The sequence below is a fragment of the Uliginosibacterium gangwonense DSM 18521 genome, assembly GCF_000373965.1.
GTDB classification, from domain to species: Bacteria; Pseudomonadota; Gammaproteobacteria; order Burkholderiales; family Rhodocyclaceae; genus Uliginosibacterium; species Uliginosibacterium gangwonense.
This window is the reverse complement of the sequence record NZ_KB892842.1, coordinates 26,811-40,101: the sequence shown is the minus strand read 5'-3', so window position 1 is coordinate 40,101 and position 13,291 is coordinate 26,811. Positions and strand designations below refer to the sequence as shown.

The following is a 13,291-nucleotide window of genomic DNA, read 5'->3' as shown; positions in this document are numbered from 1 at the left end:
TTGGTATCGGCGGATTCTGCGCCACTGCAATGAGCAATGAAATGCAAAAATCATCAAATGCGGCAGACCTGACATGAGCCTGCAGCAAGCCTTGCGCCAGATTGTCGGCGATGCCCATGTCCTGAGTGGCGAGGAAATCGCGCCGTTGCTCGTGGATGCACGTCGCCGTTATACGGGGCGTGCCCAGGCCCTGGTTCGCCCAGGCAGTACCGAGGAGGTTGGTGCCGTGGTACGTGCAGCGCGCGAAGCCAGGGTACCTATCGTGGTGCAAGGTGGCAACACCGGGTTGATGGGCGCCGCTACCCCGGATAAATCGGGACGCGCGATCCTGCTGCATCTCTCGCGTCTCAACCGCATCCGCGCGATCGATGCGTACAACGACACCATCACGGTGGAAGCCGGGTGTGTCCTCCAGCAAGTGCAGGAGGCCGCGCGCGATGCGCAGCGGCTGTTCCCGCTCAGCCTCGGGGCGGAAGGCAGTTGCACCATCGGCGGCAACCTCGGCACCAACGCCGGGGGCACCCAGGTGCTACGCTATGGCAATGCGCGTGACCTCACACTCGGGCTTGAAGTCGTCACCGCCGAGGGCGAGATCTGGCATGGTCTGCGTGGGCTGCGCAAGGACAATACCGGTTACGACCTGCGTGACCTCTACATCGGCAGCGAAGGCACGCTGGGCATCATCACGGCCGCGACACTCAAGCTGTTTCCACTGCCGACGGCCCAATGCACGGCATTTGTGAGTTTTCCGGCGCTTGATCATGCACTGCAGTTCCTCGGGCTGGCGCGCAAGGGTTTCGGTGCTGCACTGACGGGATTCGAGATCATTGCAGCGGATGTCCTGCGCTTTGTTGCCCGAACTACGCCGCAGTATCCCCTGCCTGTCGACCCCTCATTGGCGCCTGCGGGAGGCTGGTATGCGCTGATAGAAACCTCGAACGAACAGTCTCAGGAAATTGCCAGCGAAATTTTTACCGGGGTTCTGGCTGAGGCATTCGAGCATGGCCTGATTGAGGATGCGCTGGTGGCCGCTTCCGGAAGTCAGCGCCTGGCCTTGTGGGGGCTGCGTGAGCACGGCATCAGCGAAGCGCAGAACATTGAAGGGCGCAACATCAAGCATGACATCTCCTTGCCGCTTTCGCGCCTGACGGCCTTTGTTGACACCAGTCTGGCGCGTCTGCAGCAGCATTTTCCAGGGTGTCGGCCGCTGATCTTCGGCCACCTGGGTGATGGCAACCTGCACTTCAATGTATCAGCGCCGCTTGGTGTGGCTGCTGTTGATTTTCTGGCCGAAGAATCGCGGGTACATGACATCGTACATGACACCACGCACGAGTTCGGCGGCTCAATCAGCGCCGAGCATGGCATCGGGATAGCCAAGCGCGACCTTTTGCCACGATACAAGAGTGCACTAGAGTTGCAGCTTATGGGCCGCATCAAGCACGCACTTGATCCGCTCAACCTGCTAAATCCAGGAAAGGTTCTGAATATCGAGCCTTCGCAGTGTGAGCAGGTCGCCAAGGCAAGGACTGCATAATGACATATGCCTACCTTTCCCAGCGCATCCAGCGCATCGGCTTCTCGCCCAATTCTGCAGCCAGCCAGCGCGCCAAGCAGCTCAAAGCCGACGGTCGTGACATTCTTGATCTGACTATCGGTGAGCCGGATTTCGACACCCCCGAACATGTCAAGGAAGCCGCCCGCGAAGCCTTGGCGCGCAACCAGACGCGTTATACGCCCGCGCTGGGCACCGCTCATATGCGCGAAGCTGTGCGGGAAAAGCTCGCACGCGAGAACCAGCTTGAATTCCCGCTGGAGTCAATCGCCATCACCAATGGTGGCAAACAGGCCATCTACAACGCTTTTGCTGCGAGCCTTGATCCAGGCCATGAAGTCATCGTGCCGATTCCGTATTACCCGTCCTTCCCAGAGATGGTCAAGGCCAATGACGGAACCCCGGTATTTCTAAGCACGACGGCGGATACAGGCTTTAAGCCCACGTCTGAGCAATGGCGTGCGGCCATTGGGCCAAAGACCCGCTGGCTGGTTATCAACACGCCGAGCAACCCGAGTGGTGCGGTTTATGACGAAGACGATTTCCGTGCTGTGGCCGAGTTGCTGCGCGAACATCCGCACGTGCTGCTCTTGCTTGACGAAGTCTATGAGCATATTCGTTTTGCGTCATCTCATCCTCACTTCCTGCATGTGGCGCCCGATCTGCGTGAGCGCGTGCTGATCGTCAATGCGTGCTCCAAAGCCTATGCGATGACAGGTTGGCGTGTCGGTTACGCCGCCGGGCCACAGGCGCTGATTGCCGCGATGGGTATCATGCAAATCCAGTCGACTTCGGGGGTCAGCTCGATCAGCCAGGCAGCAGGCGTGGCGGCCCTGCGCGGGCCACAGGCTTTGGTTGGCGAACGTTCGCGCATCTACCATGAGCGGCGCGACATCCTGCTCGCTGGGCTGGCACCGATCCCCGGCATCAAGGCGTTTGTGCCACTAGGGGGCTTTTTTGTGCTGTCCTCGTGGGAGGCGTTGCGTGGTCGCCGCTCCCCCGCTGGCAAAGTACTTGCCAGTGATGAGGATTTCGTTGATTACCTGCTTGAAGCGGCCGGGGTTGCGGGTGTGCCCGGCAGCGCCTACGGTTTGCCAGGGCATTTCCGCCTGTCGATTGCAACGGCGACCGAAGACATCCGCCAGGCTGGCCCACGTATCGCCGCCGCTATTGCGCAATTATCCGGAGCCCCCCTCCATGCTTGAAAAATTCCTGCACGGTTTCGTTGCCGCCGCGAAAATAATCGGCCTGAACTATTCCTTTTTGCTCAGTGATTACGAACGCATACCTTGGTTGAGCGGCATCGGCATCACCATTCTGCTCGCGCTGTGTTCGATCCTCGGCAGCTTGCTAGTGGGCGTGGTGCTAGCTGCCTTGTTAGCTTCGCGCCAAGCTTGGCTGCGTGGGCCAGCACGTGGCCTGATCGAGTTGCTGCGTAACACGCCCACGCTGGTTCAGCTCTACTGCGCCTTCTTCGTCCTCAACATGCTGCTCAACCAAGTGCTCGGTGGAGCAGAGCACAATCCGCTGACGCCTTTCCATTGGGTCGTGCTGGTGCTCTCCCTGCACTATGGGGCCTATCACGCCGAGGCGCTGCGTGCGGGGATTGAGGCAGTCCCCGCGACGACGCGCGAGGCGGCGCTTTCGCTGGGTTTTAGCCGAGTCGAACTGTTGCGCCATGTCGAGTTGCCTCTGGCCTTGCGCTTCAGTCTGCCAGCCTTGACCAGCAACCTCATCAATCTCGTCAAATCGACTGCGCTGGGTGCCGCGATTGCGGTCGGTGAGCTCACCTATGCCTCGCTAATGATCTGGGTGCAGCGCGACAACGTGCTCGAACTGATGATCTTTATCTTCCTGATCTATGCGGTGCTGACTTATGTCGTCGCACGTCTTGGGCGTGCTCTTGAAAACTATCTGCGGATGCCTGGTTATGGCCATTGACAACGTAATACCTGCTTCATGCTCCGCCAGAATCCGATGGTGGGCTGCGCCTTCTCCGATCCTGTTGTGGTTCCTCGCGCTGGGTGCAGCCTGGTTGCTGCTGTATGTATTTTATGCCGAAACCATTACCATTCTGATCAACTGGCTGCCGCTGCTCGGGCGTGGCCTGCTCATGAATGTGCTGATCAGTGTGCTGGCTATGGCCATCGGCACTGTACTGGGTCTGGTAGTCGGAGCCTTGGAGCTTTCTCCCCTTGGCTGGGTCCAGTCGCCAGCGCGCGGCTATGTGCAGATCTTTCGCAACGCGCCCCTGCTGGTACTGATCTTTTTCACTACCTATGTATTCCCCTTTGAAGTGAAGATCGCCGGGCAATACTTGCCTTTCCCCGACTGGTTCAAAGCTACCATAGGGCTGGCGTTGCCAGCTTCCGCTCATATTGCCGAGATTTTTCGCGGTGCGGTGCAATCGATTCCGACACCGCAATGGGAAGCCTCTTCTTCGCTCGCCTTCACACGCAGCCAGACCCTGCGTTGGATCATCCTGCCGCAATGCGTAAAACGCGCACTGCCGCCCTGGATGAATCTCTACGCGATGATCACGATGAGTACCACGTTGGCATCGCTGGTGGGGGTCACAGAACTGCTCGAAGCGGCCAAGAATGCGAGTAATACCGTCAATCGCACCGACTTCACGATTCTCGTCTACCTCAGCGTGTTGAGTCTGTTCTTTGTTTATTGCTACCCGATCACCCGTCTCACGCGTCGCCTGGAGAAACGCTTTGCCTACCACTGAAACTCTTTCCTTGAATCATGATGCGGATGTCCTGGTCGCGCTGAAGAACGTGCATCTCTCGTTTGGTGACAACAAGGTACTCAAGGGCGTTGATCTTCGCGTGCGTCGTGGTGACGCAGTATCGATCATCGGCCCCTCCGGTTCGGGAAAGTCAACCCTGCTGCGCTGTATCAATGGTCTGCTGCGTCCCGAGCGCGGTGAAATCCGTGTTGGCGAGACAGCAGTGCATCGCCTGCAAAGCGAGAGCGAATTGATCGCGTTGCGCAAGCGCATCGGTTTTGTCTTCCAGCAGTACAACCTGTTTCCGCACCTGAGTGTGCTGGAAAACATCCTCATCGCGCCGACCCGCATTCTCGGCAAGGATCGTGGTGAGACCGAGCGGGAAGCACGTGAGTTGCTTGCGCGGGTATGCCTGGAACACAAGGCTGATGCGTATCCCGGCCAGCTATCAGGGGGGCAGCAGCAACGCGTGGCAATTGCACGTGCGCTGGCAATGCATCCCGAACTGGTTTTGTTTGACGAGGTCACTTCAGCGCTCGACCCGGAAACGGTGGGCGAAGTGCTGGCGGTGATCCGGGAACTCGTCAAGGACGGCCTGACTTGCATCCTGGTCACACACGAAATGCGCTTTGCTGAAGAGGTCAGTCACGAGATTGTGTTCACCGAAGGCGGAGAGATCGTTGAGCAAGGTATTCCAGCCCAGATTTTCCACAATCCTGTCAATGCCCGCACGCGCAGCTTCATTAATGCGCTCGCTGGCTGAATTCTCGCGAGACCATTATGAGCAAACTCTATTTCTGGCCCTCCACCAACGGCATCAAGATCACCATCCTGCTCGAAGAGCTGGGTGTCACCAGCGAAATCGTGCCGCTTAACATTCGTGCGGGCGAGCAGAAAAACGAAGAATTCAAGCGCATCAATCCGAACCAGAAAATACCAGCATGGTACGAAGAAGGAGATGCCACGACTGCCCCCTTGGCGATCTTCGAATCCGGCGCGATTCTGTTGTATCTTGCCGAAAAGCATGGGCGTTTCCTGCCGCGTGAGGGGGTAGGGCGCTATGCCGTCCTGCAGTGGCTGATCTGGCATTCTGCCCAGCTTTCACCCGCACTGAGCCAGTATCAGCGCTTCCGTGAACTGATTCCTGAGCAGATCGGCCAAGCCCAGCTTGATGCTGCGATTGCTGATGTGAAACGACAGTATGCGATTCTCGATGCGCATTTCGCGCAGCATGAATACCTTGCCGATGAATACTCGATTGCCGATATCGCTGTTCTGCCTTGGATTCAGCCACGCCGTCAGGGGCAGCAGCTTGCAGACTATCCACATCTGGCCGCATGGTTCGAGCGCGTGCATGGGCGCGCTGCCGTGCAGAAGGCCTACGCCCACGGCCGCAGCATTTCAGCCAATGAGAAGGCCCTTGCTGACTGGCGCTGAATGTCATGATCATGCAGTAAACGGAGAGAACAAAATGACACAGAAAATCATTCGCCAACAGACGGTCGACGCCGCATTGCTCAGGGTCAAGTCGATTGTCGCACGCGGCCCGCTTGATCGCCAGGCACTGGCCGATATCCTCCAGGAGCTCAAGGCGCTTGCCGCCCAACCCGAGCTATGGCTTGAAGCTGATTTCCCACCTCCCGAAGAAGGTGTGCGCCATGCGCGTTATCTCATCCGGGAGGAGGCTGACAAGACATTTGCACTATATCTTAATGTCATGAAGCCCGACAACAGGATCCTGCCACATAACCACACGACCTGGGCGACCATCGCAGCGGTGGAAGGTGTCGAGTTCAATCACCTGTATACGCGCACCGATGACGGCAGCAAACCCGGTTACGCCACGCTGGTGCATGAGCGCACACTGGAAGTTGGCCCTGGAAGCGGTGTTGCACTTCTGCCGGATGATATTCACGCCGTTGAGATTCGCGGAGATGCGCCGATACGCCACCTGCATCTATATGGCCGTGCACTTGAAACCCTGACCGAGCGCCTGAGTTTCAATCTAGAAGACAAGAGTTGTTCGATCATGTCGATTGGCGTCACGACGCGCCGTGAGGCCGCTGCTACATGAGTACTGATAAACATAGGGGAGTCGCCTTGCGCACGCGCCTGCAGCATGCCGGTCGTGATACCCGTGTCGAAGGCGGTTCCCCGGTCAATCCCCCTATTGTGCGTGCCAGCACCATCCTCTTCGATTCAGTTGCTGAACTCGAAGATGTGCGTGCGCGACGTAGCACGGAGCGCCTGCTCAGCTACGGTGCGCGGGGTAATCCGACAGCCTTCGCACTCGAAGACCTGATCAGTGAGCTCGAAGGTGGTTATCGCACACGCCTGTTTCCGACTGGCCTGGCGGCCATCACCCAGGCATTGATTGCATATCTGAAACCAGGCGACCACGTACTCATCACCGATGCGGTGTACGGCCCGGTGCGCAATTTCGCGCTACGCTTCTTTGAGCGCTATGGCATCCGCTACAGTTTTTTTGCAGCAGACGGCAGCGACATTGCGCAGCGCTATCTGCCTGAAACACGCTTGGTGTATGTCGAGTCTCCCGGATCGCTGGCCTACGAGATTGTCGATCTGCCAGCCTTGGTGCAGGGAGCGCATGCACATGGCGCCCTGGTTGCTGCCGATAACACCTGGGGGGCGGGCGGTTATCTGTACCAGCCATTGCGCCATGGCGCAGATATCGTGATCTCGGCCGCGACGAAATACCTGAGCGGGCATTCAGATGTGGTGATGGGGGCCGTGACGACCCGCGAGGCCGTATGGCAGACATTCAACCTGTCTGCTGATGCACATGGCATGACAGTGAGCCCGGATGATGCCTGGCTGGTGTTGCGGGGTGCGCGCACGCTGGCAAGTCGTCTGTCCGTGCATGCGGCCACAGCGCTTGAACTCTCGCGCTGGCTGGCAGAGCACGAAGCGGTGGCATATGTGTTGCATCCGGCCTTGCCCGAAGACCCCGGTCATGCATTGTGGAAGCGTGATTTCAGCGGCAGCAACGGCTTGCTCTCATTCGCGCTCAAGGATCAGCGGCCCGGGCGGGCCGAGGCTGTCGTCGACAATCTGCGTTTGTTCGGCATCGGGGCATCGTGGGGTGGCTTCGAGAGCCTGGTGATGGTAGCCGAGTTGAGTAATGTGCGCAGTGTAAGTGATTGGCGAGGACGTGGCACGATTATCCGCCTGCACGCAGGTCTTGAGGCCCCTGGCGATTTGATTGCCGACCTGGAGCAGGCCCTGAGTGTGTTGCCAAATGCATACTAAACTCCGCGTTATGCGGAATGTCGTCTGAAGGATACAAGCATGGCGAAAATCGAAAATCCCTCCTGTTCCGAATGTGGCCAGTTGCATTGCTATCGCCACAACAAGAAGTACCCGGACTTCTGCCTGACCGAGAATGTTGACCCGGCAGCCCACGCTGAAACGCTAGGGCACTATCGTGGCGATTCCATTGATGCGAAGGTGGCACATGCAGCAGCAGAGGTAGAGGGCCTCTACTACTGCAAGCTCTCGCGCGCCGAAGAGATCGTGGCGTTTGCACGGCGTATTGATGCCAAACGCATTGGCATTGCGACTTGCCTCGGGCTGATCGAAGAGACCCGCATTTTCACCAAGGTGCTGCGGGCCGCCGGATTGGAGCCTTTTACTGTGTTGTGCAAGGTCGGTTCTACCGACAAAACCGAGATCGGCATTGACGAGGAGCTGAAGATCCAGTGCGGCTCCTTCGAGGCATGCTGCAATCCCATTTTGCAGGCACGCCAACTCAACGAGACGAAGACCGACTTGAACGTGATCATGGGGCTTTGCGTGGGCCACGACTCCCTGTTTACTAAGTATTCGGAAGCGCTGGTGACAACGCTGGTCACAAAGGACCGGCTGAATGGCCACAACCCGGCGGTGACGCTGTATACCTCCAATACCTATTCGAAGCGGATACTCGATCCCGAGTATCTTGCAGATCTCTGAAACGCACGAAACCAATACTGATGAAGATCATTGTTGCGCTCAAGCGGGTGCCTAGCCAGCAGGTCCAGATCCGTGCACTGACGGATGGCAGTGCTGCCGATCTGACCGGTGGCGCTATGATCATCAACCCCTTCGTCTGGTCGATAAGCAGGGTTTACCGCATGCGTTGGCCATTACCACGGCAGACATGACCGACCGCAAAGGCGCTATTCAGGCCATAGAAAAACACCGCATAGAGCTTGCTGCAGTTACCTGCATTCTGGCTGACGGAGGCTATAGTGATAAGCCCTTTTCGCAAACTATTCATGAACTGTTAGGCGCACAAGTGCAGATCGCCAAGCGCAATGAGCTACACACTTTTTCGGTAATGCCCAAGCGTTGGATTGTTGAGCGCCCCTTTGCCTGGATTGAAAAATGCCGACGCTTGTGGAAGAACTGCGAGCGCTTACTCACCACCAGTTTACAGTTCCTTCATTTGGCTTTTTTGCTCAAAAGATTATGAACAGGTTGCTAAAGTCTGCTCAGCTTCTCTATTGCGCCGCTCAAGTCAGTGATAGTGAACGACAGCAAAGTCCGACTTGTGTGAATTGGCTATCGAACAGGTTTCAAAGCGAAGCGGTCATCTGAATGGCTGCTCTGAGGGAGACTCGACCGGCCGTTGCCTGAATGCAAGCATTTGACAACTGTTTCGCTGCACTGGAGCCCCAGCCCCCTTTTACATTGAACAATATGGATTGAACCAAGTCCACGTTCCAAGTGGCCGCACGTGATCACTGCTGGCACCTCGAAGCCATAGTGCTGAGGTACGCCCCACATTGACTGCGTTCAGGAAAATGAACACCAGGACCGGCAAAGCGCTCTGCGCCGTTACCGGAAATGCGCTTATCAAGGGCACTTTGGCGCAAGGATTGATCTCACCAAAGCCAGCGGCGTTGCGGGAATATAATACAGCCTATCCTGAGGAACCCGCCCATGCCAGATTCAAATACTCCCGCACGCGTCATGCTGGCGCTGCTCAAGCCCTACTGAGGCCGCGTGATCGTCGCCGCTCTGGCCATGCTTGGTGTCGGCCAAGGATTGCGCGCTGTGATCGACAAGGGATTCGCAGTAGGCGACCCGGCTTGGCTGGACCGCGCGTTGGTGCTCATGTTTGGCGTCATTGCGCTGCTCGCGGCGGCGATTTATACCCGTTTCTACAACGTTTCGTGGCTCAGTGAGCGGGTAACCGCTGACCTGCGTCGGCGCGTCTTCAACCACCTTTTGTCCCTGCCACCCTCTTATTTCGAGCGGGGCAGAACCGGCGCCGTGATTTCGCGCCTGACCGCCGACACCACACTGATTGATCAGACCGTTGGCTCAAGCCTGTCGATTGCGCTACGCAATGTGCTGGTTCTGATTGGCGGGCTGGTCATGCTATTTACCACCAATCTCAAGCTCACCCTGCTCGTGCTCTGCGGCGTCCGCCGGTGGTCGTACCGATCGTGCTCTTCGGCTGGCGCGGGAGGCGACTGGGGAGTAAGGAGGTGAAAAATATGCAACGCTGTGGCTATTATGTGACTCAGGCCAAGAACAAATTTGCAGGCTTCTTCGACAAGAATCTCAGATTCCCGCATGAGCATTCAGCAAAGCACCGACAACCACTACCGAAGGGACTAGCTTCCGGACAGGTATCGGTACTGAGCATTGAAAGTGTGTCCGCTATGTTCAACAAACCTGCCGTTCGGACTGGACGTGTTAAATGGCAGCTTTGGCCGAACTTCAGCCGCTCGAACATAGTCGCTCAGGAGGCGACAGGCCTACCAGCAATGACCGACATGTCGTCGGCCATTGCCGCTGTTCAGCTCCCCGACGACAACCGTCTCTGATGCAACTGTTAGCAGTCAGTCCAACGGATATTCAACGATTGACGTGTGGGGCCGCCGGAGCGACGAAGCTGCGAAGGGAACCAATAAGCTCAGCTTGTAGGCGGTCCCCGACTGATGGTTATGGAGCAATGCGGACCTTTGGATCAACATGGAGACGAGAGGTTCTTCTGGAGAGTGCTTTTGTCCAGCCGCTGTAGTTGTACTCTGTATCCAGTGTGCTTTTGACATTGGTAAGCGCAGCCAATACATCATTGGCTGTTTTCCTGCATACAGCGAGTGCATAAACCTTCTCCCCGTGAACGAGCTTGTTGCGCATCTCCGCGGCTTCCTTAAATACCTTCCAATCTGGTGCCTGTAGGATATCGGCAAGCTTTCGATGCTTAGGGTCATACAACTCCCAAGCATTCTTTACTGCATCAAGGCCGCGTAGGTTGCCAACAATCTTGTCAGCGATTGACGATGGGAAACCAGCTGAAACCACAAGCTGCCGAAGCGTGCGTCGTAGCGTCTTTTCTGCGGTAAAAACAGAAGTGACAAGGGCCTCTGCATCGTGTCCGTTCTGGAGCAGCGCAGTAATTCTGGCAACGGCAGTCGAATAACCAAGACTAACTGGGTACATTGGCTTCTTGTTTCCTAACGTTTGATTTTGGGGACCGCCGTAGCGACGAAGCCGTGAAGGGAACCCATGAACGCAACTTGTGGGTGATCCCTCTCGACGGAATTTTTGGGTATAGGGGCTATCAATGCGAATGATGCTCTACTGGAGTTAGCAGCCGGCATGAATATCTTCTGGGACCCCAACTAATAGCTAGGGTGTCAGAAACTACGTGCCATTTCCCCGCAGGATTTCCCGATCCATGGTTTGCCCCCATACATGAACATTCGCATTCCGCTCCCACCGCATTCCAACATGCCGGAGCGCATTTCTCCATTGGATTGAACGGTTGTATTACGTAGACCTTCTTGTACTTAACGAGTGATTCTTTAATCAACACCTCAAACCACGACTTTGGAACTTCCCAGTACTTTTCTGGTTTGTGCCAAATTGGATTGCGGCGGCGGTCGTTCTTCAACCACGCTCTGTTAGTGGGAGAAAACGGAAGGCGAACTAACAGTGGTGAGCCATTTCCACGACGATATAAAACCGGGATCTCTGACTGATTCCAGATTTTAAGTAGTCGCGGATCTTTGTCACCGGTTGCCATTGCGGTTATGCCCACCTTGTTATAGGGAGCGGTTTTGCTACATAACATCAGCGCTGGCTCCCTAACACGGCGCCGCCTTACAGCGAAGAATGGTGTGCAGACTGGATTAGCGATATTCTTCTGTACAAAAGCACACCATTAACAGAATCGACAAAAACCTCATCTTGCGGATTTCGGAACGGAGGCCCCGGGCGTCCGTTTTTGGGTATCAGTCGAGCGTCTGTTCTTGGCTGACAGTGATCATTCTAGTTCGTTGGCATCAATGACCGCAACGGCCGATGGGCTTCCGTTGCCTATCCGGCAGGTTTCAGAGTGTACAAGTCATGCGAATGGCGCTTCTGTGGTTCTGGCGACCGGCAGCAGTTGGCCGAACTCGGCCTCCATCCTGCATCCACGCCCCATAAGCCGTCAAGGCTCAATATCGACCCGATGCGGCTAGCCAGCCCATGAGGATGCGGACGTTCAACGTTTGAATTCACCGGCCTGCACGGCTTTTCACGCAGGCCCGGTGGAACGATGGGTTGGGCAACGAGCGGTTCACAACCACCGCCGAACCCTTGCTTTATAGTGCAAGCCTCAGAGTCCATGGTACAGATCGGCACAGCCGCCAGCACCGTCTGTGAGGCGGTCGGCGACATCTCAGCCGCACTCCAGGAGCAGCGTGCGGCATCCATCGAGTTGGCCAAAAACGTGGAGATCATTGCACAGATGGCAGAAGAGAACGCGACCGTGGTTTCAACCGTCTCCTCGACCGCCCACCAACTCGTCCAGGTTTCGGATCAATTGAGAACAGGGGTGGCACGATTTATCGTCTAAAAAATACCTTGTGGCAAGGAGAAGCGTGATCCGTGCCAATTCGTCCACAGTCAAACCAGACGGGTACGCCTGCGCGCGACATGGAGTCATTACAATGCATCTGCCCATTAAAATTGATCAGGCATTATTGACACATATCTGGAATGAGCTATCCCAAGGAGACGAGAATGAGGTTTGCGCAGGCGTGTACGAAGAGCTCGGCGGCGCATTGGTATACATTCTGTCAGGACATCACGATGTAATTCAGGAACTGGTTGTGAGCCCCCTGGCTTCATCAGAAGACCGAGGCGATCGTTGGCTCGAAGAACGTTATGCCACTTTTGTTCGCAACCGGGATGAGCACGGGTGGGGACCGTGGATACAAGCCTCCTGAATCGATTTGGTTGCATGCCTGTGCAAAAACCTAGAAAAACGAGGATGTATGCTACGGCTACCTACCCTTATACAAATTCTGCAAGAACCGTGCTCTGAAGAAACACGTGCGCTCATACTTGAGAAAGTTATAGATCACTACGAACATATGCTGGTAGAGTTAAATCTTGTGCAAGAAGCGGAAAAAGTGGCCGTAATCCACTTGGATGAAAAGCAGCCACATTCGGTAGGGACGGAATGACTCATAACAATGGGTGACGGCTGGACCTTTCAGTGCCGCCAGCACTCTACTCAAACATTCCCACGTAGGACTTGTTTGCCAGCGTATATGTGTGGGGGATCAATCTCCGAGTCTGCATCTGTGTGAGACAGCGCTCGAAAATTTCATCCGCACTCAATTCCCCCAATTGTTCTTCTGCCCGCGCCGGGTCTACATCAAAGCGCAGATTCGCCCGGTTATTCTTCGGGTCGTGACACATGGCGATCACCACGGGCAAGTCTGTTTCAACAGAACCGCCAATCAACATGAAGATTTTGTAGGGCACCTGGTCGATCTCAAGCGTGGCGCTGTGACAAGGGGTTTTAGGGGTCGACATGGAGGAATCCTTGAGGCGGTTAAAAATGCTGTACATAGTCACAGTATTTTAAATGCAATTCAAGCATGGCCACTACTATTATTACCAAGGATAGGCATCAGGCAGATGCCGTCCACTACAGGCAAAGGTGCAAGGCGCCGTTTTCGGTCTACTATGCGGCAGCTAAAACTGGCTCA

At 56.1% G+C, this 13,291-nt stretch carries 16 protein-coding genes and 1 pseudogene; 15 read left to right on the top strand and 2 right to left on the bottom strand.

The genetic code is table 11. The features are described 5' to 3' along the window. The first annotated feature begins 73 nt into the window (after positions 1 to 73). The 13 genes and pseudogenes from B145_RS0110480 (at position 74) to B145_RS28940 (ending at position 10,126) form a co-directional block, all read left to right on the top strand. On the top strand, positions 74 to 1,537 hold the full coding sequence (locus B145_RS0110480) for an FAD-binding oxidoreductase (RefSeq protein ID WP_018607203.1): 1,464 nt from the start codon (positions 74 to 76) through the stop codon (positions 1,535 to 1,537). Further along, entirely contained in the window at positions 1,537 to 2,760 is a 1,224-nt protein-coding gene (locus tag B145_RS0110475) for a pyridoxal phosphate-dependent aminotransferase (protein WP_018607202.1), read from the top strand. Before B145_RS0110480 ends, B145_RS0110475 begins: the two co-directional genes overlap by 1 nt. Continuing rightward, on the top strand, positions 2,753 to 3,496 hold the full coding sequence (locus B145_RS0110470; RefSeq protein WP_018607200.1) for an amino acid ABC transporter permease: 744 nt from the start codon (positions 2,753 to 2,755) through the stop codon (positions 3,494 to 3,496). Before B145_RS0110475 ends, B145_RS0110470 begins: the two co-directional genes overlap by 8 nt. Beyond that, positions 3,486 to 4,289, top strand: coding sequence for an amino acid ABC transporter permease (locus B145_RS0110465; protein WP_018607198.1), 804 nt, complete (start codon positions 3,486 to 3,488; stop codon positions 4,287 to 4,289). Before B145_RS0110470 ends, B145_RS0110465 begins: the two co-directional genes overlap by 11 nt. Continuing rightward, positions 4,276 to 5,052 (top strand): amino acid ABC transporter ATP-binding protein, encoded by a 777-nt coding sequence (locus B145_RS25230; protein ID WP_083917713.1) that lies wholly within the window; start codon positions 4,276 to 4,278, stop codon positions 5,050 to 5,052. The genes B145_RS0110465 and B145_RS25230 overlap by 14 nt, the downstream gene beginning before the upstream one ends. A 17-nt stretch (positions 5,053 to 5,069) precedes the next feature. Next, positions 5,070 to 5,726 (top strand): glutathione S-transferase family protein, encoded by a 657-nt coding sequence (locus tag B145_RS0110455; protein WP_018607194.1) that lies wholly within the window; start codon positions 5,070 to 5,072, stop codon positions 5,724 to 5,726. Positions 5,727 to 5,760: 34 nt separating this feature from the next. Next, positions 5,761 to 6,363 (top strand): cysteine dioxygenase family protein, encoded by a 603-nt coding sequence (locus tag B145_RS0110450; RefSeq protein ID WP_018607193.1) that lies wholly within the window; start codon positions 5,761 to 5,763, stop codon positions 6,361 to 6,363. Then, entirely contained in the window at positions 6,360 to 7,559 is a 1,200-nt protein-coding gene (metC, locus tag B145_RS0110445) for a cystathionine beta-lyase (protein WP_026259016.1), read from the top strand. Before B145_RS0110450 ends, metC begins: the two co-directional genes overlap by 4 nt. A 39-nt stretch (positions 7,560 to 7,598) precedes the next feature. Beyond that, entirely contained in the window at positions 7,599 to 8,261 is a 663-nt protein-coding gene (locus B145_RS0110440) for a DUF1847 domain-containing protein (RefSeq protein ID WP_018607189.1), read from the top strand. A 20-nt stretch (positions 8,262 to 8,281) separates the two neighbouring features. Further along, on the top strand, positions 8,282 to 8,452 hold the full coding sequence (locus B145_RS28610; protein WP_018607188.1) for a hypothetical protein: 171 nt from the start codon (positions 8,282 to 8,284) through the stop codon (positions 8,450 to 8,452). After that, a pseudogene (locus B145_RS25225) lies at positions 8,401 to 8,763 on the top strand (transposase); the annotation flags it as partial. The gene B145_RS28610 and the pseudogene B145_RS25225, both read left to right, overlap by 52 nt. Positions 8,764 to 9,296: 533 nt before the next feature. Continuing rightward, on the top strand, positions 9,297 to 9,788 hold the full coding sequence (locus B145_RS0110425; RefSeq protein WP_026259015.1) for an ABC transporter transmembrane domain-containing protein: 492 nt from the start codon (positions 9,297 to 9,299) through the stop codon (positions 9,786 to 9,788). Continuing rightward, positions 9,785 to 10,126 (top strand): hypothetical protein, encoded by a 342-nt coding sequence (locus tag B145_RS28940; protein ID WP_169558546.1) that lies wholly within the window; start codon positions 9,785 to 9,787, stop codon positions 10,124 to 10,126. The genes B145_RS0110425 and B145_RS28940 overlap by 4 nt, the downstream gene beginning before the upstream one ends. A gap of 118 nt (positions 10,127 to 10,244) precedes the next feature. Here B145_RS28940 and B145_RS0110415 read toward each other — a convergent pair whose 3' ends face one another. Then, positions 10,245 to 10,745: a hypothetical protein gene (locus B145_RS0110415; protein ID WP_018607183.1), complete on the bottom strand. Its 501-nt coding sequence runs from the start codon at positions 10,743 to 10,745 to the stop codon at positions 10,245 to 10,247. 1,171 nt (positions 10,746 to 11,916) lie between these two features. Here B145_RS0110415 and B145_RS0110410 point away from each other — a divergent pair. Next, positions 11,917 to 12,147 carry a hypothetical protein gene (locus B145_RS0110410; RefSeq protein ID WP_018607180.1) on the top strand — a complete coding sequence of 77 codons (231 nt, stop codon included), beginning with the start codon at positions 11,917 to 11,919 and terminating at the stop codon, positions 12,145 to 12,147. 94 nt (positions 12,148 to 12,241) lie between these two features. Then, positions 12,242 to 12,520, top strand: a complete 279-nt coding sequence (locus B145_RS0110405) for a hypothetical protein (RefSeq protein ID WP_018607178.1) — start codon at positions 12,242 to 12,244, stop codon at positions 12,518 to 12,520. A 286-nt stretch (positions 12,521 to 12,806) separates the two neighbouring features. Here B145_RS0110405 and B145_RS0110395 read toward each other — a convergent pair whose 3' ends face one another. Next, complete coding sequence (locus B145_RS0110395) at positions 12,807 to 13,115, bottom strand: hypothetical protein (protein ID WP_157288366.1); 309 nt, start codon at positions 13,113 to 13,115, stop codon at positions 12,807 to 12,809. Positions 13,116 to 13,291: the final 176 nt, after the last annotated feature.

Coding starts and splice junctions, on each gene's coding strand:
- B145_RS0110480 (WP_018607203.1), top strand. CDS start 74: ATGAGCCTGCAGCAAGCCTTGCGCCAGATTGTCGGCGATGCCCATGTC.
- B145_RS0110475 (WP_018607202.1), top strand. CDS start 1,537: ATGACATATGCCTACCTTTCCCAGCGCATCCAGCGCATCGGCTTCTCG.
- B145_RS0110470 (WP_018607200.1), top strand. CDS start 2,753: ATGCTTGAAAAATTCCTGCACGGTTTCGTTGCCGCCGCGAAAATAATC.
- B145_RS0110465 (WP_018607198.1), top strand. CDS start 3,486: ATGGCCATTGACAACGTAATACCTGCTTCATGCTCCGCCAGAATCCGA.
- B145_RS0110455 (WP_018607194.1), top strand. CDS start 5,070: ATGAGCAAACTCTATTTCTGGCCCTCCACCAACGGCATCAAGATCACC.
- B145_RS0110450 (WP_018607193.1), top strand. CDS start 5,761: ATGACACAGAAAATCATTCGCCAACAGACGGTCGACGCCGCATTGCTC.
- metC (WP_026259016.1), top strand. CDS start 6,360: ATGAGTACTGATAAACATAGGGGAGTCGCCTTGCGCACGCGCCTGCAG.
- B145_RS0110440 (WP_018607189.1), top strand. CDS start 7,599: ATGGCGAAAATCGAAAATCCCTCCTGTTCCGAATGTGGCCAGTTGCAT.
- B145_RS28610 (WP_018607188.1), top strand. CDS start 8,282: ATGAAGATCATTGTTGCGCTCAAGCGGGTGCCTAGCCAGCAGGTCCAG.
- B145_RS0110415 (WP_018607183.1), bottom strand. CDS start 10,745: ATGTACCCAGTTAGTCTTGGTTATTCGACTGCCGTTGCCAGAATTACT.
- B145_RS0110410 (WP_018607180.1), top strand. CDS start 11,917: ATGGTACAGATCGGCACAGCCGCCAGCACCGTCTGTGAGGCGGTCGGC.
- B145_RS0110405 (WP_018607178.1), top strand. CDS start 12,242: ATGCATCTGCCCATTAAAATTGATCAGGCATTATTGACACATATCTGG.
- B145_RS0110395 (WP_157288366.1), bottom strand. CDS start 13,115: ATGTCGACCCCTAAAACCCCTTGTCACAGCGCCACGCTTGAGATCGAC.